The organism is Devosia aquimaris (genome assembly GCF_020169335.1).
In the GTDB taxonomy this organism is placed as follows: Bacteria; Pseudomonadota; Alphaproteobacteria; order Rhizobiales; family Devosiaceae; genus Devosia; species Devosia aquimaris.
This window is the reverse complement of the sequence record NZ_JAIEZN010000001.1, coordinates 850,799-868,975: the sequence shown is the minus strand read 5'-3', so window position 1 is coordinate 868,975 and position 18,177 is coordinate 850,799. Positions and strand designations below refer to the sequence as shown.

Annotated in this window: 21 protein-coding genes and 1 riboswitch; of the genes, 5 read left to right on the top strand and 16 right to left on the bottom strand. The window is 62.8% G+C overall.

From position 1 onward, the window contains the following. Nucleotides 1-60: 60 nt before the first annotated feature. Both K1177_RS04190 and K1177_RS04185 read right to left on the bottom strand, forming a co-directional pair. On the bottom strand, nt 61-606 hold the full coding sequence (locus tag K1177_RS04190) for a YceD family protein (RefSeq protein ID WP_224702068.1): 546 nt from the start codon (nt 604-606) through the stop codon (nt 61-63). Continuing rightward, nucleotides 603-1,130: a ubiquinol-cytochrome C chaperone family protein gene (locus K1177_RS04185; RefSeq protein ID WP_224702067.1), complete on the bottom strand. Its 528-nt coding sequence runs from the start codon at nt 1,128-1,130 to the stop codon at nt 603-605. The genes K1177_RS04190 and K1177_RS04185 overlap by 4 nt, the downstream gene beginning before the upstream one ends. A 167-nt stretch (nt 1,131-1,297) precedes the next feature. Between K1177_RS04185 and K1177_RS04180 the strand changes: the two genes are divergently transcribed. Further along, the gene (locus tag K1177_RS04180; protein WP_224702066.1) at nt 1,298-1,747 is read left to right on the top strand and encodes an outer membrane protein assembly factor BamE; all 450 of its coding nucleotides are present in this window, start codon (nt 1,298-1,300) and stop codon (nt 1,745-1,747) included. Nucleotides 1,748-1,819: 72 nt separating this feature from the next. Here K1177_RS04180 and nusB read toward each other — a convergent pair whose 3' ends face one another. The 8 genes from nusB to K1177_RS04140 all read right to left on the bottom strand — a co-directional run bounded on the left by nusB (nt 1,820) and on the right by K1177_RS04140 (nt 8,459). Further along, on the bottom strand, nt 1,820-2,314 hold the full coding sequence (gene nusB / locus K1177_RS04175; RefSeq protein ID WP_224702065.1) for a transcription antitermination factor NusB: 495 nt from the start codon (nt 2,312-2,314) through the stop codon (nt 1,820-1,822). Nucleotides 2,315-2,414: 100 nt separating this feature from the next. Continuing rightward, nucleotides 2,415-3,488 (bottom strand): bifunctional diaminohydroxyphosphoribosylaminopyrimidine deaminase/5-amino-6-(5-phosphoribosylamino)uracil reductase RibD, encoded by a 1,074-nt coding sequence (locus tag K1177_RS04170; protein WP_224702064.1) that lies wholly within the window; start codon nt 3,486-3,488, stop codon nt 2,415-2,417. Continuing rightward, on the bottom strand, nt 3,485-3,961 hold the full coding sequence (gene nrdR, locus K1177_RS04165) for a transcriptional regulator NrdR (protein WP_224702063.1): 477 nt from the start codon (nt 3,959-3,961) through the stop codon (nt 3,485-3,487). Before nrdR ends, K1177_RS04170 begins: the two co-directional genes overlap by 4 nt. 8 nt (nt 3,962-3,969) lie before the next feature. Continuing rightward, the gene (glyA, locus tag K1177_RS04160) at nt 3,970-5,271 is read right to left on the bottom strand and encodes a serine hydroxymethyltransferase (protein WP_224702062.1); all 1,302 of its coding nucleotides are present in this window, start codon (nt 5,269-5,271) and stop codon (nt 3,970-3,972) included. A gap of 121 nt (nt 5,272-5,392) precedes the next feature. Beyond that, nucleotides 5,393-5,475: riboswitch (ZMP/ZTP riboswitch) on the bottom strand. A gap of 51 nt (nt 5,476-5,526) precedes the next feature. Next, complete coding sequence (locus K1177_RS04155) at nt 5,527-5,736, bottom strand: DUF6898 family protein (RefSeq protein ID WP_224702061.1); 210 nt, start codon at nt 5,734-5,736, stop codon at nt 5,527-5,529. A gap of 87 nt (nt 5,737-5,823) precedes the next feature. Beyond that, nucleotides 5,824-6,993 (bottom strand): L,D-transpeptidase family protein, encoded by a 1,170-nt coding sequence (locus K1177_RS04150; RefSeq protein WP_224702060.1) that lies wholly within the window; start codon nt 6,991-6,993, stop codon nt 5,824-5,826. 345 nt (nt 6,994-7,338) lie between these two features. Next, entirely contained in the window at nt 7,339-7,848 is a 510-nt protein-coding gene (gene ldtR / locus K1177_RS04145; protein WP_224702059.1) for a transcriptional regulator LdtR, read from the bottom strand. A 221-nt stretch (nt 7,849-8,069) separates the two neighbouring features. Next, the gene (locus K1177_RS04140) at nt 8,070-8,459 is read right to left on the bottom strand and encodes a DUF6163 family protein (protein WP_224702058.1); all 390 of its coding nucleotides are present in this window, start codon (nt 8,457-8,459) and stop codon (nt 8,070-8,072) included. A 94-nt stretch (nt 8,460-8,553) separates the two neighbouring features. On the opposite strand from K1177_RS04140, the gene hemB reads away from it, so the two are divergent. The 4 genes from hemB (at nt 8,554) to K1177_RS04120 (ending at nt 12,029) form a co-directional block, all read left to right on the top strand. Beyond that, nucleotides 8,554-9,567 carry a porphobilinogen synthase gene (gene hemB, locus K1177_RS04135; RefSeq protein WP_224702057.1) on the top strand — a complete coding sequence of 338 codons (1,014 nt, stop codon included), beginning with the start codon at nt 8,554-8,556 and terminating at the stop codon, nt 9,565-9,567. 93 nt (nt 9,568-9,660) lie between these two features. Next, entirely contained in the window at nt 9,661-10,185 is a 525-nt protein-coding gene (locus K1177_RS04130) for an RDD family protein (protein WP_224702056.1), read from the top strand. Between the two features lie 59 nt (nt 10,186-10,244). Then, nucleotides 10,245-10,973, top strand: coding sequence for an arginyltransferase (locus K1177_RS04125; RefSeq protein ID WP_224702055.1), 729 nt, complete (start codon nt 10,245-10,247; stop codon nt 10,971-10,973). A 66-nt stretch (nt 10,974-11,039) separates the two neighbouring features. Then, nucleotides 11,040-12,029 (top strand): endonuclease/exonuclease/phosphatase family protein, encoded by a 990-nt coding sequence (locus tag K1177_RS04120; protein WP_224702054.1) that lies wholly within the window; start codon nt 11,040-11,042, stop codon nt 12,027-12,029. A gap of 8 nt (nt 12,030-12,037) precedes the next feature. Here K1177_RS04120 and K1177_RS04115 read toward each other — a convergent pair whose 3' ends face one another. The 6 genes from K1177_RS04115 to lepB all read right to left on the bottom strand — a co-directional run bounded on the left by K1177_RS04115 (nt 12,038) and on the right by lepB (nt 18,173). Continuing rightward, a complete protein-coding gene (locus K1177_RS04115) occupies nt 12,038-12,349 on the bottom strand; it encodes a Dabb family protein (protein WP_224702053.1) in 312 nt (103 codons plus the stop codon). After that, on the bottom strand, nt 12,346-14,616 hold the full coding sequence (gene parC / locus K1177_RS04110; RefSeq protein WP_224702052.1) for a DNA topoisomerase IV subunit A: 2,271 nt from the start codon (nt 14,614-14,616) through the stop codon (nt 12,346-12,348). Before parC ends, K1177_RS04115 begins: the two co-directional genes overlap by 4 nt. A 365-nt stretch (nt 14,617-14,981) precedes the next feature. Continuing rightward, the gene (recO, locus tag K1177_RS04105) at nt 14,982-15,689 is read right to left on the bottom strand and encodes a DNA repair protein RecO (RefSeq protein ID WP_224702051.1); all 708 of its coding nucleotides are present in this window, start codon (nt 15,687-15,689) and stop codon (nt 14,982-14,984) included. A 42-nt stretch (nt 15,690-15,731) separates the two neighbouring features. Then, nucleotides 15,732-16,655, bottom strand: coding sequence for a GTPase Era (era, locus tag K1177_RS04100; RefSeq protein ID WP_224702050.1), 924 nt, complete (start codon nt 16,653-16,655; stop codon nt 15,732-15,734). 10 nt (nt 16,656-16,665) lie between these two features. Next, nucleotides 16,666-17,370, bottom strand: a complete 705-nt coding sequence (gene rnc / locus K1177_RS04095) for a ribonuclease III (RefSeq protein WP_224702049.1) — start codon at nt 17,368-17,370, stop codon at nt 16,666-16,668. Further along, a complete protein-coding gene (lepB, locus tag K1177_RS04090) occupies nt 17,367-18,173 on the bottom strand; it encodes a signal peptidase I (RefSeq protein WP_224702048.1) in 807 nt (268 codons plus the stop codon). Before lepB ends, rnc begins: the two co-directional genes overlap by 4 nt. Between the last annotated feature and the right edge of the window lie 4 nt (nt 18,174-18,177).

Genomic DNA, 18,177 nt, shown 5'->3' with positions numbered 1-18,177 from the left:
TGCTCGGCAGGCATGCGAACATATCTCATCGGCGAGTCGGTGCAAGCCCTGCACCCCAAACTAGGGGTCAGAGTCGCTGTTCTTCTTGAGTTTGTTGAGCGCGGCGAAGGGACCGGACTCGGCGGGGCCGAGATCAATGCCCAACGTTTCCAGGCTCTCGCCCGGCCGGCGGGGATAGGGATCGAGTGCCAGGGACAGTGTCTCGATCAGCAGCGCACTGAGATCGACCTCGGGGCCATCGATATGGTCGGGGAAATCGTCGTCTTCCAGATCCACGAAGACCTCAGAGCCCGGCGTAGGCGCATGGCCGGTTGGCTCCGGCAGGAAAATGCGGTCAACCGGCTCGTCGATATCCTGGAAAACCGGCTCGAATGATACCACTGAGGGTTGTTCGATCCGGGCATCCAGGCGCCCCTGAGCGCGAATGCCGCCACGGAATGGCACGACGGTCAGCTCTGCCTTGAAGCGCTCGATGGCCGTGAGCTTGAGTTCGCGCGCCAGGGTCGAGAGCGTGTCAGAATCGAGATCGACTGACAGGCTCCGGCCTGCGGACGGTAGACGGTCGATGCGGACGATGGCGTCGAACAGGGGTTCGTTTGCGCTCATGCGGCTTCCTCGAAATGCAGTGTTCCAGCAATGATGGCCTCGGCCGGCTGTCCGGCCAGAGCGCGGTCCTGCGCAATCATATAGTCCGCCAGCGCCCGCACATGGTCACCGCTCGCGTCGTCATAGACATTGCGCGACAGCACACCTTCAAGCGCCAGCGGGTCCTGTGCATCCATGGCGGCATTGATGGCTGCAAGAAGGCCGAAGAACAGATTGCCCATCTTCTGGATCTTCTTGGGAACCCCCAGATCGCCGACGCCCATTTCCCGCAGCGAACGATCCATATCCTTGAAAAACAGATCGAAAACCGCCTGGCTGAAGTCCTTGCCAGGGCCGGAATCGGCGCGCAGGCGGCGGAACAGCAGGGCCATGTGGAGGCTGATCATGTCAAAGCGTCCGGTCACCGTGTCGGGCACCTGCCAGTCAGCGTAGAACCGCGGCTGCCGGGATTGCGCCACAATGGCATTATAGATCGCGTACACAGGCGCGGGATCGGATTTCTTGCGGAACAGGCTCAGGATCATGGGATTGCGTTCCGCTTCGTGATTGGCCTAACACCGGGGCAAAAGCGCCAACCGGATCAATGCCAGCTTGCCAGAGGGACACCTTGGCAGCTACACATTCCGGCGGTTGAAGCGTCGCCGCCATATAGCCGTGCCTATAGTCGAGAGCCATCGGGAAAGTCAAATTCATGCACCTGCGCACCGTTTCCGGTTCCATCGCGCCCCTCGCCGCCCTTGCCCTGATGACGCTGGGCCTCGCGGCCTGCACCAGCAGCACGGCGCTGGTGACTGCGCGTACGCAGGGTTATGAGATTTCCGACAGTGCCCAGGCGCAGATCCGGCCAGGCCAGAGCCAGCAGTTGGTTCAGCTTGTGCTCGGTTCGCCGCAGTCGACCAATGCCTTTGGTGATCAGACCGCCTGGTATTACATTCAGACGAAGGTGCGCCAGACGGCGTTTGGCATGACGATGATCGATTCGCGCACCGTGCTTGCGGTCTATTTCGACAAGAACAAGAAGGTGGTCGACAAGGCCGTCTATACGCTCAAGGACGGCAAGTCCGTGGCGATCGAGACCCGCCGCACCCAGTCTTTCGGCGAGGACCGCACGTTCATCGACCAGATCCTGCAGTCGTTCTAGGACGCAGCGGACTGAAATGCAAAAAGCCCCGGAAACCCGGGGCTTTTTTTGTTCCAGCCAGAGGCGGACAAGCTAGACCGACTTGGTGAGATCAGACCCCGCCTCGCGGGCAATGGCGTCCAGGGTGGCGTTGACGAGGCCGCTGGCGTCGTCCTCATAGAAGGCCTTGGCCACATCGACATATTCGGTGATCACGACGCGCGGCGGAATGTCCTTGCGGCGCAGCAGTTCGAACGCGGCAGCCCGCAGGATGGCACGCAGCGTCGCATCGACGCGCTCCACCGGCCAGCCATCCGCCAGGGCACGATCCACCGCCGGGTCGATGGCCAGCTGGTGCTTGGTCACGCCGGTGACGATCTGGCGAAAGAAGTCGGCGTCGGCGGGCAGGTATTGCTCGCCCTCGATCTCGCGGCCGAGATGGAAGCTGCCGAACTGGGCCAGCGTGTCTTCCAGCGTCGCGCGACCGATGTCCATCTGGTAGAGCGCCTGAACCGCGGCTAGGCGGGCAGCGCCGCGCTGGTTGGCAGGACGATCCACCTGGGGATCACGCTTGGGGGCATCAGCCATTCATTGTCACTCTGTTTGTTCCGGCCGTGGCGCCGGGCAGCAAGGGCCAACCCCATAGTCGCCCCGGCCGGGAACTTCAATACAATAGCGGGGGCAGAGGCTATGCGCGGCGGCGATAGATGGTCAGATTTGCCCCAGGGGCCCGCTGTTCGCGTACTGGCTCAAGGTCGGCGGCCGCCAACATGTCGACCAGCCGGCCATCCGCCACGGCAGCAGGACCGCCCTGCCCGGCCCCATCAAGCGCGATCAGCGTCACGGCATCGACCAGGTCCGCCTCCAGCAGCGCCGCCAGTAGGCGCGGCCCGGGCTCGACCAGAACGGACTGCTTGCCGCGTTCGGCAAGGCTCGCGAGGGCTGCGGCCAGGTCAGGCCGACCGCCCTTCCCGGGAACCCGGATCACTTCGACAGAGACGGGCGCATCCACCGCCGTGTCAGATTGTGCAATCACCGCGGTACGATGGCCGGTGAAGCTGCCAATCAGATTCAAGCGCCGGTCAACGCCCTTGCTTCCCGACAGCACCACCCGCAGGGGCGTGCGCGTTGCCAGACCTGCGCGAGCAATCACTGGTGTAGCTGTGCGCGTGCGGGCGCCGGACGCCCCCATGATAATGGCGTCAGCGCGGGCGCGCTCGAGGTCGAGCCAATCGCGCGCCGTCCCCGACGCCGGATCGACCAGCGTGTCGTCGGCATCCACCACCAGCGCGACCGTCACGAAGGGCCGGTTGTGTACATGGCGCAGCGCCTGGCCGGCGTTAAGCTCGGCGGAAGCCTGGTGCGCGGCAAAGACAATCTCGACGCCCGCCGATTGCAGGCGCTGTTCGGCGACACCGGCTTGCGCCGGATCCGCATTGGCCTGTCCAATCACCACGCGCATCACGCCTGAGCGCACGATGGCATCGACACAGGGGGGCGAGCGGCCCCAGCTGGCGCAGGGCTCCATGGTCACATAGAGCGTTGCACCAGCAGCGTCGAAGCCGGCGCTGTCGAGCGCCAGTGCCTCGGCATGCGGATGACCGCCCCGCGCCGTCACGGCACGGGCAATCAGGCACTGGTCAATGGGGTTGACGACAAGCGCGGCAGAAACCGGGCTGTCCGCCGTCGTGCCGCGCGCTGGCGTTGCCAGGCGCACTGCTGCGTCGAGCCAACGCAGGTCTTCTGGCGTGGCAGCGCTCAATCCTCGTCGCGCAGGACGCCCTGCCCTTCAGCCAATTCGGCGAGGAAATTGCGGAAGTCGTCTGCTGCCGAGAAGTTTTTGTACACGGAGGCGAAGCGCACGAAGGCGACGTCATCGAGGCCCTTGAGACCGTCCATGACGAATTCGCCGATCTGGTCGGAGGTGACCTCGACATCGCCCAGGCTTTCCAGCTGCCGAACAATGCCGGAGATCATGCGTTCGATGCGGTCTGTCTCGACCGAGCGCTTGCGCAGCGCGGTATAGACAGAGCGCGCGAGCTTCTCACGATCAAAGGGCACCTTGCGGCCGCTCTTTTTGACCACGGTCAGATCGCGCAACTGCACTCGCTCGAAGGTGGTGAAGCGGCCGCCGCATCCGTTACAGACGCGACGGCGGCGAATGGCGCCCGAATCCTCGGTCGGCCGGCTGTCCTTGACCTGCGTATCGTCGTTGCCGCAATAGGGACAGCGCATGATGGACCTTACTGACCGTAGATGGGGAAGCGGTCGGTGAGCGATTTGACCTTGGCGCGGACCTGGGCCTCGACGGCGCCATTGTTGTCCTCGCCATTGGCCTTGAGGCCATCGAGCAGCTCGATGATCAACTCACCGATCAGCTTGAACTCGGCCTCGCCGAAACCGCGCGACGTACCAGCCGGCGTGCCCAGGCGTACGCCCGAGGTGATGGCCGGCTTTTCCGGATCAAACGGCACCGCATTCTTGTTGCAGGTGATGTGTGCCCGCTCCAGCGCTGCCTCGGTGGCCTTGCCGGTCAGGCCCTTGGGGCGCAGGTCGACGAGCATCAGGTGGTTGTCGGTGCCGCCGGTGACAATATCGACGCCGCCCTTGACCAGGGTTTCGGCCAGCACCTTTGCATTGGCGACGACCTGGGTTGCATAGGCCTTGAACTCGGGCTGCAACGCTTCCTTGAAAGCCACGGCCTTGCCGGCGATGACATGCATCAGCGGGCCGCCCTGGATGCCCGGGAAGATGGCCGAGTTGATCTTTTTGGCGATGGCTTCGTCATTGGTCAGGATCAGGCCACCGCGCGGGCCGCGCAGGGTCTTGTGCGTGGTGGTGGTCGCCACATGGGCGTGCGGGAACGGGCTGGGATAGACCCCGCCAGCCACCAGGCCCGCCACATGCGCCATGTCCACGAACAGGATGGCACCCACTTCGTCGGCGATGGCGCGGAATTCTGCCCAGTCGAGCACGCGGGAATAGGCCGAGAATCCGGCCACGATCATCTTGGGCTGGTGTTCGCGGGCCAGGGTGCGAACCTGTTCCATATCGACGAGGCCGTCCTGCTTGCGGACGCCATACTGAATGGCGTTGAACCACTTGCCGGACTGGTTGGGCTTGGCGCCATGGGTCAGGTGACCGCCCGCATCCAGGGACATGCCCAGGATGGTGTCGCCGGGCTGGATCAACGCCTGATAGACGCCCTGGTTGGCCTGGGAGCCGGAATTGGGCTGCACATTGGCATATTCGACGCCGAACAGCTGCTTGGCGCGCTCGATGGCCAGCGTTTCGGCCACGTCCACATATTGGCAGCCGCCATAGTAGCGACGGCCCGGATAGCCCTCGGCGTATTTGTTGGTGAGCACCGAGCCCTGGGCTTCCAGCACCGCCTTGGAGACGATGTTCTCGGAAGCGATCAGCTCGATTTCGCCCTGCTGGCGATCCAGCTCATTGCCAATGGCATCGGCCAGTTCAGGATCGGTGTCGGCAATGGAATTGCTGAAGAAATTGGGAAACAGCGAGGAAGCTGTGGTGGCGCTCATGGGACAAGAACCTCGCAAGGGGCAAAACGGATTGGCGTGGTGGTGGCTTTATCACGCCACGAAGCGCGATTCCAAGGCCGGGACGGTCGGGATGTTGGCATGGGGGCTCCCCTGTTGACGAAATGGGTGCCCAGGCGAGCGGCTCTACAAGGTTCGCGTTCCCCGATGGTTCCCCATCTCTTCTCGCCAGTCGCGCGAACGGGGCATTTATGGCGCAGAACACCGATCAGCGGAAGTGCAAAAATCGTCTGCCGGTCAGGCAAACTTGCCTGGCGTGCGCGGCGGCGGGACGGTTTCGGCCAGCTTGCGGCGCAGCTTGGCCAGGGCCAGTTGCTGCATCTGGAGGCGCGTCGCGACCAGGGGAGCGATGACAATCACCTCGACGCCGGAATCGGCATCGATGGCCGCCACCCGCATCTGGCGTCCGACCTGCGAAAATTCGAAATAGACTTCACCCTGCCCCATGAGGGCAGTTTAGCAGAAATCGGCACGCCGCCAACAACAACGCCCTCCAAAGGGAGGGCGTTGGCAAGCGGCATGGATTTCGGACGGTCAGGCGGTCTCGAAGCTGACCTTGCCCTGCTCGTCGAACTTGTAGACGTCGTCACGGAAGCTGACGGTGCCCTGGCGATTGGCCCAGGCCGTGATGTAGGTGGTGTGCAGCGGCACGCGGGCCTTGCATTCCACATCCAGACGCTGGTTGGACTCGAAGGTCGCGTCGACCTTGGCCTGATCCCAGTCACCATTGTCGCGCAGCAGCCAGTTGACCAGCGTATTCACGCCCTCGACGCGCACGCAGCCGGACGAGTGGAAACGGGCGTTCTCATCAAACAGCGCCTTGGCCGGGGTGTCGTGCAGGTAGCAGTCGTAGGGGTTGTAGAAGTTGATCTTGCAGTGGCCCATCGAGTTCTCGGCACCGGGCTCCTGGCGATACATATAGTTTATCGCGTTGCCCAGATTGTCCCAGTTGATGCTGGCCGGGGAAATCTCGTTGCCGCTGCCGTCGTAGATATGGATGTTCTGCTTGGCCAGATATTCCGGATCCTGCTTCATGTACTTGGTCAGGTCGCGCTCAACGAGCGACTTGGGCACATGCCAGTAGGGGTTGAAATTGATCTGGGAGACCTTGGACGCCATGATCGGCGTCGCGCGGTCGACACGGCCGACGACGGCAGTGTGGCGCTGCTCGACCATGCCGTCGTTGACGGCCTCAATGGTGGCGGCAGGAATATTGACCACGACATAGCGCGGGTTGAGGTTGGCGGCCATGCTCTGAACGCGGGTGTAGTTCAGATATAGCTGCTGCAGGCGCTGCTGGGCCGGCACGGCCATGGCGTACCAGGTGGCTTCGTCCACCTGGCCGGTGATCACCAGCCCGTGGCGCGCCTGGAACTTGCGCACGCCTGCGTCGGCCGCAGCGTCAAAGATATCGCTGACGTTCTGCACCATTTCCATGTCGCCCGAAGAAATCAGGCGGCGCTTGAGCGGAATGACGCCACGGCCGGACTGGCCGAGCTGCAGTCGATAGGCTTCCTGCGGGATTTCTTCCCAACCGCCGGCGGCGACGAAGGGCTCGTACTGGGAGATCGCCAGCTGCAGATTGTAGACGGTATCAAACGACAGAATGGGCTCGTTGGTCGCAATCAGCGCCTCGGCAGCGGTGGTATTGCCGCCCTTGTCGGCGTCGCGCAGCACGCGATTGCGCTCGAACAAATCGAACATGGAGTCGCTTTCCTGCGCCCGCAGGACCGCCGGCATCGCCAGGGAAGCCCCTGCGATCGCGGAGTAGCGAAGAAGAGAACGTCGATTGAGCCGCATTGATTCACCCGAAAAGTCTGGCCGCCAGAACAGTTGGACTAATTACCATCGCATCGGCCTGGTCACAACGCAGTCAAGCGCATGTGAACCAGTCCACAGGACTATCAGAGGTGTAGTTGGCAATGGTTTCCAAGCCCGTAATGCCACCGTTTGCGCAGGGTTTGGGGCGAAAATGCGAACGCCGGCCCTGGTGGACCGGCGTTTGGCAGGCAGTGTGGCTCTGCCGCAACAGTTTGACGTTGGCGCGTCCTAGAGCTTGTACAGGATCTGATCGACCCAGAAGCGCTCGAGGCGGGCCAGAGCCTTGTTCAGGCCGTCGAATTCGTCGTCGCCCAGGCCGCCGACCTTGTCGATGGACTTGAGGTGACGATCATAGAGCTCGTCGATAACTTCGGCCACTTCCTCGCCCTTGGGGGTCAGCTTGATGCGGACCGAGCGGCGATCAGAACGCGAGCGCTCCTGATAGATATAGCCGGTCTGAACGAGCTTCTTGAGGTTGTAGGAGACGTTGGAGCCCAGGTAGTAGCCACGCGAACGCAGCTCCCCGGCGGTCAGTTCGGCATCGCCGATGTTGAACATCAGCAGGGCCTGTACCGGATTGATGTCGTCCCAGCCCATGCGGTCGAACTCATCCTTGATGAGATCGAGCAGGCGGCGGTGCAGACGCTCAACCCGGGAAACAGCTTCCAGATAAAGCGGCTTCAAGCTCTGGGTGCCTTCCGGGGCCACGGCCTCGGCTGCGTTGGATTTGAATGCCATTTAAGCCTCACTGTCTTTAAGTCTGTGCGATTTTTCGCATCTCATGAGCCTAAAATACGGCGACCATTCTAAGATCGCCCTAAGCAGCGTGATTAAAAGCATCTTACTGGAAAGCAATGAGAATTTGGCTTTATGCTTCGTTACACCGATAGAGAAAATTGTAACCTTACGCGGGTGTGAACGCCGCTAAGGGTAACAAGAGGCTGACCGGTGAGAGGGCGTCAGTCGCCCGCGTGGGCGCGGCGCTGGCGCAGCGTGAGCACGAAGATGATGATGATCGAGACCAACAGAACCAGGCGCAAGGCGAAGCCGACGGCGGTCATGTCCACATCCGGGCTGCCGGTCAGATAGAGCAGCAGTTCCACGCCCGTGGCGCCCGCGAGCAGCACGGCGCCCCAGCTGGCCTTGATCCACAGGCCAACAGCGGCGAACAGGCGGGCCAGGGCGAAAATCGCGAGATAGACGAATCCCGTCATGCCCATCGCCGTCAGCGGGCTGACCGCGCCCAGGTTCACACCCAGCAGGCGCGCTGCGTCGCTGAGACCAAGTGCCAGGCTGAGGATGGCGATGATGCGGATATAAATGCTGATGGCGGGTGCGGTCAGTTCCATGGCGGTTTTGTATCTGGCCACCGGGGATGCGACAAGCCGGAGCTTGGACTGCTCTCGTTGCACTGCTAAACCGCAGGCAACACAGGAGACGAGAATGGGCGAGCCCTGGACGAAGCACGACATGGACTTTCTGGGCGGACGCCGCCTGCGCCGTACGCGCCGCACCGGCTGGAGCCGCGCCATGGTGCGCGAGACAGTGCTCACGCCCTCCGATCTCATCTGGCCGCTCTTCGTCATCGAGGGCCACAATGAGAAGACGCAGATCCGCACCATGCCAGGGGTGGAGCGGTTGAGCGTCGATCTCTGCGTTGAGGCCGCGCGCGCTGCCCGTGACGCGGGCATCCCGGCGCTGGCATTGTTTCCCAATACGCCAGACCACCTGCGCAGCGAGAACGCCGCCGAAGCCTATAATCCGGACAATCTGATGTGCCGCGCACTCAGCGCGATCAAGAGCGCCGTGCCCGAGATCGGCCTGATCGCCGATGTGGCGCTGGATGAGTATTCCAGCGATGGCCAGGACGGATTGGTCCGCGACGGCGAAATTCTCAACGACGAGACCGTCACGGTCATGATCAAGTCGGCTCTGGTGCAGTCGCGCGCTGGCGCCGACATCATCGCGCCCTCGGACATGATGGACGGCCGCGTCGCTGCGATCCGCGATGCGCTCGATGACAATGGCTTCGAGCAGACGCAGATCATGGCCTATGCTGCCAAATATGCGTCCTTCTACTATGGACCGTTCCGCGAAGCCGTGGGCTCGGGCAGCCGCCTCAAGGGCGACAAGCGCACCTATCAGATGGACTATGCCAATTCTGACGAAGCCCTGCGCGAGATCGAGCAGGACATTGCCGAAGGCGCGGACAGCGTGATGGTCAAGCCCGGCATGCCCTATCTCGATATCGTCCGCCGGGCGAAGGACAACTTCAATATCCCCATCTATGCCTATCAGGTGAGTGGGGAGTACGCGATGATCGAGATGGCTGCCGCCGCTGGCGCCATCAACCGCAAGGGCGCGATCTTGGAAAGCCTTCATGCCTTCAAGCGCGCCGGCGCCAATGGCGTGCTGACCTATTTCGCACTGGAAGTGGCGCGGGACCTGGGCGCCTGACCTGCGGTGGTGGCTTGATGGCGCTGCCAGGCGCTCTATGGTCACATTTGTGTTCCCGCGCCTCTTGCAGGGGTGCGGGCGGATAACAATGTGATGATCATGTACCAGACCCAGACTGCAACACCCGCCCTGCCCGACCCCGAAAGCGCGCCCGAGCTGTTCGATGGCCTGCTGACGCGCCGGGTATTCGCGTTCATCATCGACCTGATCGTGATGGGCTTCATGATCGTGGCCTTTTCTCTGGTCGGGCTGATTGCCGGCTTTGTCACCTTTGGCCTGGGCTGGCTCGCCTTGGTCGTGGTCGTGCCGGCCAGCATCGTGCTCTACTACGCGGCAACGCTGGGCTCGCCCCGCCGGGCCACGCTGGGCATGCAGGCGATGGATATTGTGCTCACGCCCACCCGTGGGCAGCCGCTGGATGGCTGGATGGCCTTCATCCACGCCGGCGTGTTCTGGATCACGACCTGGATTTCCTGGCCGATTTCGCTGCTGTTCGCGCTGTTCACGCCCCGCCGGCAGATGATCCACGACCTGATTACCGGTACGCTGATGCTGCGCCGTTCGCCCATGGTCCGCCATTGGAACGAGCACGCCTCGCGGCACCGCAGCCCGTATTGAACAATTGCGGCGGCTGCCCACGCGGCGTAGAATAGGCGGGCAGCAGCCAAGGGTCCTTGATGACCGACCAATCGCCTGAAACGACTCAACTCTTTCTGACGGCCTCGATGCCCTGCCCCTACCTGCCCGGGCGGCAGGAGCGGAAGCTGTTTACCCATTTGACCGGCCGTCGTGCGGCGACGCTGCACCATCTGCTGAGCGAGAACGGCTTTCGCCGCAGTCAGAACCTGATCTACCGCCCGGCCTGCGAGGGCTGCAACGCCTGCCAGTCGGTGCGGATTGTTGCCAATGAGTTCGTGCCGTCCAAGCGCTTCCGACGCGTGCTGCGCAACAATGACGACCTCAGCATCGATGTCCGCCCCACTGCGGCGACCTCAGAACAATATGAACTGTTCAAGCGCTACCTCGACTCGCGTCATGCCGGCGGCGGCATGACGCAGATGAGCATGGTGGACTATGAATACATGGTCGAGGATACGCCGGTGCAATCGGTGCTGGTTGAGTACCGCCTGCGCCATCATCCCGACCAGCCATTGGTGGCCGTTGCGCTGACCGATGTCATGCAGGATGGCCTGTCGATGGTCTATTCCTTCTACGATCCCGATCTCGCGCACCGGAGCCTGGGGACCTTTCTGATTCTGGACCATATCGCCCAGGTGCGCTCGGCAGACCTCGACTATGTCTATCTCGGCTATTGGGTGAAGGACTCTCCCAAAATGGCCTACAAGGCCGAGTATCGCCCGCTCGAAGTGCAACGCGGCCCGTTGGGCTGGTGCCCGCTCGACTAACCCCCCGCCATCATTGGGCCACACCACTTGGCGACAGCGTCCGCTGATCGGATGACTGGATTCGCCATGGCAGCGCTGCGACACATGATCGGCCTCTGCCTCGTGCTGGGTGCATTGGCAATTGCGACGCTGGCGCTGGCGGCGCTGTTCGGCTTTGCGATCGCGCCATTCGATTTGATCAACCACACCCAGATCGTGCTGTTTCCCGCGATGATTTTCGCGCTGGTGCTGGTTGCCATCTTGCTGTCCGGGCAGAAGCGAAGCCTTGCCATGATCTATGTGTTCATGGGCCTGGCCGCATCGGCCAATGTCATGTTGCCGGACGTCATTGCCGCCCTGCGGTCGCGGCCGAGCTTGCCGGACAGCGGCAGCATCACGCTGATGACGCATAATGTTTTCGGCATGAACTACCGCATGGCGCAGGTGCAGGCGGCCATCGAAGCGGAAGACCCCGACATCATCGTGCTGCAGGAATATTTCGGCGAGCAGGCCACGGATCTGCATCCGCTGCTGCTGGCGAAGTATCCCTATTTTGCGCGCTGCCGCGGCGGCAAGCGGGCCAATCTGGGCCTCTATTCGCGTATTCCATTCGTGCAGACCGAAGACGGCGCCTGCCCCAACAATGCCTATGGCTCGGACCGCACCGGGCATATTCTGGTGCAGTTTCAGACCGCAGGGGACAAGCGGTTCTCGGTGATCACCACGCATCTGGACTGGCCGGTGCCGGTGTCGCGCCAGAGCGAACAACTGGCCGATCTGTCCGAGGTGCTGGACGGCATCGACGGGCCGCTGATCCTGGCGGGCGATTTCAATTCGACGCCGTGGTCATATGCGTTGCGCGGCTTTGTTGCCCGCAACAATTTGCAGCGGGAGACGCAGGCGCTGCCGACGTTTCCCAAGCGCTTCTATTATTTCGGGGCCTGGCGCAACGCCATTCCCCTGTTGCCGCTTGACCATGTGATGACGCGCGGCGGCATTGTCGTGCACGATCTGCACACCGGTCAGCCCACGGCGAGCGACCATCTGCCGGTGGTCGTCCGCTTTTCGGTGCCCTAGCGCCCGCCTCAGTTCATTTCGAGATCGAAGACAATCAACCCATCGCGGCCGCCATCAAGGGCAGCCACGAGGCGCCCGCCGGCCGCCTGGTGCGCCGGATCGACCAGATAGCGGTCGCGTGCGGCGGCGTCGGCCAGATCCATGATGAAACCATCATTGAAGCCCTGGGCCAGCCCTTCGGGTGAGACATTGGCACCAAAGTCGGCACGCAGCAGGCCATCGACCTGGCCCACCAGATCGCCGAGTTGCGCATAGATGGCAGCGCGCTCGTCGGTGGAGACGTCGGCACGGAATTTGACGAAAACGCAGTGACGGATCATCCGACGAACCTGTTGTTGCGGGGGAAACCATTGGGTGGCTGGCGCCCGGCAGTGGCGCGATCGGCCAGCCAGTCGGTCAGCTCCTCGGTGGGCTTGGTATAGGTGCGGCCGGAACTGTCGGTCCAGGTCAGGCCATCGGCGGCATAGAAGGTCTTGAGGTCGGAAATCCCGCCATCCTTGTAGCGCTGCAGGCGCACGCCCTTGCCGCGGCTCATTTCGGCGAGCTGGGTCAGCGGGAAGACCAGCAGCTTGCGATTCTGGCCGATGACGGCAACACGGTCGCCCTGCACCGGCACGAGGAGGCGCGCCTCTTCGGGGGCGGCGACATTGAGGATCTGCTTGCCCTTGCGGGTATTGGCGATCATCTCGTCCTCGCCCACGATGAAGCCATAGCCATTGGACGAGGCGATGATGCGCTTCTGGCCGGGGCGGTAGATGAACAGGTCGACAATGTCCTGCCCCTCTTCCATGTCGACCATGATGCGCACCGGCTCGCCCTGCCCGCGGCCGCCCGGCAGCTTGTCGCCGGCCAGGGTATAGACCTTGCCGCCGGTGGTGAGCATGAGCAGCTTGTCAGTGGTCTCGCACTTGAGCGTCAGCTTGAGGCGGTCGCCAGCCTTGAAGCCCTTGTCGTCGTTGACATCGATGGTGTGGCCCTTGGGCGCGCGGATCCAGCCCTTCTCTGACAGGATCACCGTGATCGGCTCGCGCTCGATGAAGGCCTCTGTGACTTCGGAAAGATCGGCATTGGGCGCCGCCTTGAGCTCGGTGCGACGGGCGCCGAGCGGATGGGGCGAGCCATCGGCCTCAACCAGCGGATAGGCCTTCTTGAGCGATTCTATCTGCGTGCTGATGGCGCCCCACTGGCGCTTCTCGGAGCCCAGCAGCGCCTCCAGATGTCCCTTTTCCTCAGTGAGCGTCTCGTGCTCCTTGCGCAGCTCGATTTCCTCAAGCTTGCGCAGCGAGCGCAGCCGCATGTTGAGGATGGCTTCGGCCTGCACGTCGTTGAGATCGAAGGCAGCCATGAGGCTGGCCTTGGCATCATCCTCCTCGCGGATGATGCGGATCACCTCGTCGAGGTTGAGATAGGCAATGATATAGCCGGCCAGCACGTCGAGGCGGTGGGCGATCTGCTCGAGCCTGTGCTGCGAGCGGCGGACCAGAACTTCCTTGCGGTGTTCGAGCCAGGCCTTGAGCACCTGCGCCAGGCTCATCACCTTGGGCACGGCGCCCTTGTCGAGCACGTTCATGTTGAGCGGGAAGCGCGTCTCAAGGTCGCTGACCTTGAACAGCTGTTCCATCAGGATGACAGGATCGACGGTGCGGGCGCGCGGCTCGAGCACGAGGCGAATATCGTCCGAGCTTTCGTCGCGCACGTCCTTGAGCAGCGGCAGTTTCTTGGCCAGCAGCAGTTCGGCGATCTTTTCGACCAGGCGCGACTTCTGGATGCCATAGGGAATTTCGGTGACGACGATAAGATAGACGCCGCGACCGGTTTCCTCGATCTCCCATTTCGCGCGCAGGCGGAAGGAGCCACGGCCGGTCTCATAGGACTGGGCGATGGACTCAGGCGATTCCACCAGGATGCCGCCCGTGGGGAAATCGGGGCCCTTGACGAACTGCGTCAGGTCATGGGCCGTCGCATTGGGATTGACGTTAATCAGGTGCAGGGCTGCTTCGCACAGCTCATAGACATTGTGCGGCGGGATGGACGTCGCCATGCCCACGGCAATGCCGGTCGAGCCATTGGCCAAGAGGTTCGGGAAGTTGGACGGCAGCACCACCGGCTCTTCGTCTTCACCGTCATAGGTCAGCTTGAAGTCGATGGCGTCTTCGGTGATGCCCTCTAGCAGGCGCATGGCCACGTCGGTCATGCGGCTTTCGGTGTAGCGCATGGCCGCAGCGTTATCGCCGTCGATATTGCCGAAATTGCCCTGGCCATCGACCAGCGGGTAGCGGAGGGCAAAGTCCTGCGCCAGGCGCACCAGCGCATCATAGATCGACTGGTCGCCATGGGGATGGAACTTACCGATCACGTCGCCGACGATGCGGGCAGATTTCTTGTAGCCCTGGCCCGGATCGAGCTTGAGCAGGCGCATGGCATGGATGATGCGGCGGTGCACCGGCTTGAGCCCGTCACGGGCATCGGGCAGCGCGCGCTGGGTGATGGTGGACAGCGCGTAGGAGAGGTACCGCTCCTCAAGCGCCTGCTTGAGGTCGACAACGCGCTGGTCGTCGGCAGGCGGCAGGGTATCGGCATCGGACATCGGCAAGCATTCCACAGAGAACGAATCAGGAAATCACTATAGCCGCTGGGGACCGCCTGCGGGCGGAGACAGCAGGTTTTGCACGGCTTTGGGCGCAATTCGGCGGGAAAGATCGTCCGCTTCAGGCGCTTTTGGCGAGAATGAGGCCTTGGCGCCTCCAAGCCCCAGGGTGACGCGCTGTGGCGGAGAAGAAACCCTGGGTGAGGAGGGTCATCAGAAGATGCCCAGTTGCTTGCGCCCCCGTCATTGCCCGGCTTGTCCGGGCAATACAACACGAGTTAAAGGCCGATAATGGTCAGCCGGACAAGCCGGGTGATGACGCCGAGTGTACTCGTAGAGCGGCGCATTGACCGAAATGGCCCCGCTCACACCTCGCGGCTCAGCATCTCGCTCAGCAGTTCACGCGTCGGCGATGGCTGGATTTGGCGCGGCCCCCAGACCTGGGTTTCGAGAAAATGGCCGGTAAGCCGCAGGGCATCGGCGATGTCGTGGGGCCCAGCGTTGCCGCGGGCGGTGAGGAAACTAGGGAGTGGCAGCAGGCGATCAAGATAGGGCGCCGCGGCGGTGCGAGAGACCGCGCGGCCTGACTTGGGGGAGACATGGGAGAGATCATCGCTATCGCCGGTGACAGCGCATTGGGTGAGATCGAGCCCGAAGCCGAGATCCTCGAGCAGGGCCAGCTCGAACTGCGCCAGGGCGACGCCGTCAGGTGGGCTGTCGATCAGGCGCAGGGCCATGCCGAGCAGGCGATCATGCGGATCGCGCTCGGGCAGCAGGCGCAGATGCTCGCAGACCAATTGGCTGAGATAGAGCCTTGTGCGATCCTCGATGAGGGCGGCGGCGCGGGCTTGCAGGAGCTCAACGGTAAACAGGCCGAGCTGGTCTTCAAGACGCGCCCGCCAGGTGAGCTGGATGGTATTGCCCGGCTGCAGCACCGGCGACAGGCGCCGCGTACGACCGCCGCGCACCAGGCCGAGGTGACGCCCCCTGCCCGCCACCATGGCCTCGGCAATTACGCTGGTTTCGCCGTGGCGCCGCACACCGATCAGCAGGGCTTCACCGGTCCATTCCATGGCATCAGACCTGTTGCGGCGTGACCAGGTGGCGGCTGGACATCAGTCCTTGCCATGCGGGTATTCCAGCCCCATTTCGCGGTAGCGCTCGGGGTCGTCGCCCCACTTCTCGCGGACCTTGACGAACAGGAACAGGTGGATGGGGACTTCATACATCTCCATCAGCTCCTTGCGGGCTTCCTGGCCGATGGTCTTGATGGTCTGGCCGCCGGCGCCGAGCACGATCTTCTTGTGGCTGTCGCGCGTGACATAGACCACCTGGTCGATCTTGTAGGAGCCATCCTTCTGGATCTTGAAGCTCTCGGTTTCGACGGTGCAATTGTAGGGGATCTCGTCATGCACGCGCAGGAAGAGCTTTTCGCGCGTGATCTCGGCGGCGGTGATGGCCATGGTGAGATCGGTGAGGTGATCCTCGGGGAAATGCCAGGGCCCGGGCGGAATGTGCTTGATGCACCAATCCATCAGATCGCCGACGCCATGGCCCTTGAGCGCGGAGATCATGAAAGTGGCCTCAAAGCGCAGGCGCTCGTTGAGCGTCTTGCTGAGTTCGAGCAGCGCCTCGTTCTTAATTGTGTCGATCTTGTTCAGGATCAGGATGCGCGGATGATTGATATTGGCCAGGCCCTCGAGGAGCTTGTCGATATCGGGCGTGATGCCGCGCTCGGCGTCGATGATGAAGCCGACGATGTCGGCGTCCCCCGCCCCGCCCCAGGCGCTATCGACCATGGCGCGGTCGAGCCGGCGCTTGGGCGCGAAAATGCCGGGGGTGTCGATGAAGACCAGTTGGGCCTTGTCGGTGGTGACGACGCCGCGCACCTGGCTGCGGGTGGTCTGCGCCTTGTGGGTGACGATGGACACCTTGGTGCCGACCAGGGAATTGAGCAGCGTCGACTTGCCGGCATTGGGCGCGCCGACCAGGGCGATGAAGCCACAGGATGTATCGGTCGGCTGGGTGAGTTCGGTCATGGGGTTCCTGTCAAAGGGAGGGCCACACCTTCTGGGAGATCAGGAACAGTTCGGCGGCCTTGTGTTCGGCGATCTTTTTGGACGGTCCGGTGGCGCTCAACGGTTCGAAATCACCCAGGGTGACGGCGATGGTGAAACTGGGGGCATGGTCGGGCCCGGTGCGTTCGATCTGGGTATAGGTGGGGGGTTCAAGGCCGCGGGCCTGGGCCCATTCCTGCAGCGTGGTCTTGGCGTCGGCCTTGTTGGCCTGGCCGTCGGCAAGGAATTCCTCGAACATGCGCTCGACGAACTCATAGGCCTTGCCCATGCCGCCGTCGCAATAGATGGCGCCAATGACCGCCTCGGTGACGTCGCCGAGAATGGCTTCTTTCTCGGCGCCGCCGGTGCGCGCTTCGCTCTCGCCCAGGTTCATCTCCGACCCCAGATTGAGCGTGCGGGCGATGATGGCGCAGGTTTCCTTGCGCACCAGGGTATTGAGCGTGCGGCTCAGCTCGCCCTCATTGGCCTTGGGATAGCGGCGATAGAGCATGTCGGCGACGACCAGGCCCAGGACCCGGTCGCCCAGGAACTCCAGCCGCTGATAGGAGCGTTCGATGCGCTTGGCCGGGGAGACGGCGCTGGAATGGGTGAGCGCACGATTGAGCAGATCCGGGTCGGCAAAGCGATAGCCCAGTCGGAACTGCAGTTTTTCGTGATCGCGCGCGCCTCGACTCATCTGTCGATCGTCTGGAACATGCGGTCCCACCGCACATTGGCCGGCCACTGCCAGATCTGCCAGGGCGGAATATTGTCCTTGATCGAGAAGAAGCGGGCCTCGGCCTTGGCGATCAGGTTGACGGACGGCACATAGCCAACCTGGCTGAGCACGCGGCTATCGGCCGAGCGGTCACGATTGTCGCCCATCATGAAATAATGGCCGGCGGGCACGACATATTCGGAGGTGTCGTCGAGCGGACCGGTGTCGGAGATTTCCTGGATGGTGTGGACATTGCCCTCGGGGAAGGTCTCGCGATAGACGGTGACATCGACCGTGCGACCTTCGCTATCGGTATCCTGGGCCTTACCGATCTCTTCGCGCTCGACCATGGTGCCGTTGATATAAAGCCGCCCGGCCTTCATCTGGATGGTATCGCCCGGCAGGCCGACAACGCGCTTGATGTATTCGATATTCTGCGGCACCGGACGGAACACGGCGATATCACCGCGATTGGGCTCACGACCGAAGATGCGGTTGGCGATGGGCAACTCAAAATCGAGGGCGGTGAAATCGCCATAGCGGCCCAGCGAGAAGGAATGCTTGCCGTAACCCCAGACGAATTTGTTGGCGACGAAATAGTCGCCGATCATCAGCGTCTGCTGCATGGATGCAGTGGGGATGGAGAACGGCTGGTAGAGGAAAGAGCGCAGCACGATGGCGATGAGCAGCGCCTCGACCACCACCACAATGGTGTCCAGCCACTCGCTGGTTGCGGACTTGGGCCCGGATTTGGGTGCAGGCTTGTCAGCAGGCTGGCTCATGAAA

Coding starts and splice junctions, on each gene's coding strand:
- K1177_RS04185 (WP_224702067.1), bottom strand. CDS start 1,130: ATGATCCTGAGCCTGTTCCGCAAGAAATCCGATCCCGCGCCTGTGTAC.
- K1177_RS04115 (WP_224702053.1), bottom strand. CDS start 12,349: ATGATCCGTCACTGCGTTTTCGTCAAATTCCGTGCCGACGTCTCCACC.
- nrdR (WP_224702063.1), bottom strand. CDS start 3,961: ATGCGCTGTCCCTATTGCGGCAACGACGATACGCAGGTCAAGGACAGC.
- ldtR (WP_224702059.1), bottom strand. CDS start 7,848: ATGGCATTCAAATCCAACGCAGCCGAGGCCGTGGCCCCGGAAGGCACC.
- nusB (WP_224702065.1), bottom strand. CDS start 2,314: ATGGCTGATGCCCCCAAGCGTGATCCCCAGGTGGATCGTCCTGCCAAC.
- K1177_RS04190 (WP_224702068.1), bottom strand. CDS start 606: ATGAGCGCAAACGAACCCCTGTTCGACGCCATCGTCCGCATCGACCGT.
- rnc (WP_224702049.1), bottom strand. CDS start 17,370: ATGAGTCGAGGCGCGCGCGATCACGAAAAACTGCAGTTCCGACTGGGC.
- K1177_RS04120 (WP_224702054.1), top strand. CDS start 11,040: ATGGCAGCGCTGCGACACATGATCGGCCTCTGCCTCGTGCTGGGTGCA.
- K1177_RS04180 (WP_224702066.1), top strand. CDS start 1,298: ATGCACCTGCGCACCGTTTCCGGTTCCATCGCGCCCCTCGCCGCCCTT.
- K1177_RS04125 (WP_224702055.1), top strand. CDS start 10,245: ATGACCGACCAATCGCCTGAAACGACTCAACTCTTTCTGACGGCCTCG.
- lepB (WP_224702048.1), bottom strand. CDS start 18,173: ATGAGCCAGCCTGCTGACAAGCCTGCACCCAAATCCGGGCCCAAGTCC.
- K1177_RS04150 (WP_224702060.1), bottom strand. CDS start 6,993: ATGTTCGATTTGTTCGAGCGCAATCGCGTGCTGCGCGACGCCGACAAG.
- K1177_RS04140 (WP_224702058.1), bottom strand. CDS start 8,459: ATGGAACTGACCGCACCCGCCATCAGCATTTATATCCGCATCATCGCC.
- K1177_RS04155 (WP_224702061.1), bottom strand. CDS start 5,736: ATGGGGCAGGGTGAAGTCTATTTCGAATTTTCGCAGGTCGGACGCCAG.
- parC (WP_224702052.1), bottom strand. CDS start 14,616: ATGTCCGATGCCGATACCCTGCCGCCTGCCGACGACCAGCGCGTTGTC.
- K1177_RS04130 (WP_224702056.1), top strand. CDS start 9,661: ATGATCATGTACCAGACCCAGACTGCAACACCCGCCCTGCCCGACCCC.
- recO (WP_224702051.1), bottom strand. CDS start 15,689: ATGGAATGGACCGGTGAAGCCCTGCTGATCGGTGTGCGGCGCCACGGC.
- hemB (WP_224702057.1), top strand. CDS start 8,554: ATGGGCGAGCCCTGGACGAAGCACGACATGGACTTTCTGGGCGGACGC.
- glyA (WP_224702062.1), bottom strand. CDS start 5,271: ATGAGCGCCACCACAGCTTCCTCGCTGTTTCCCAATTTCTTCAGCAAT.
- era (WP_224702050.1), bottom strand. CDS start 16,655: ATGACCGAACTCACCCAGCCGACCGATACATCCTGTGGCTTCATCGCC.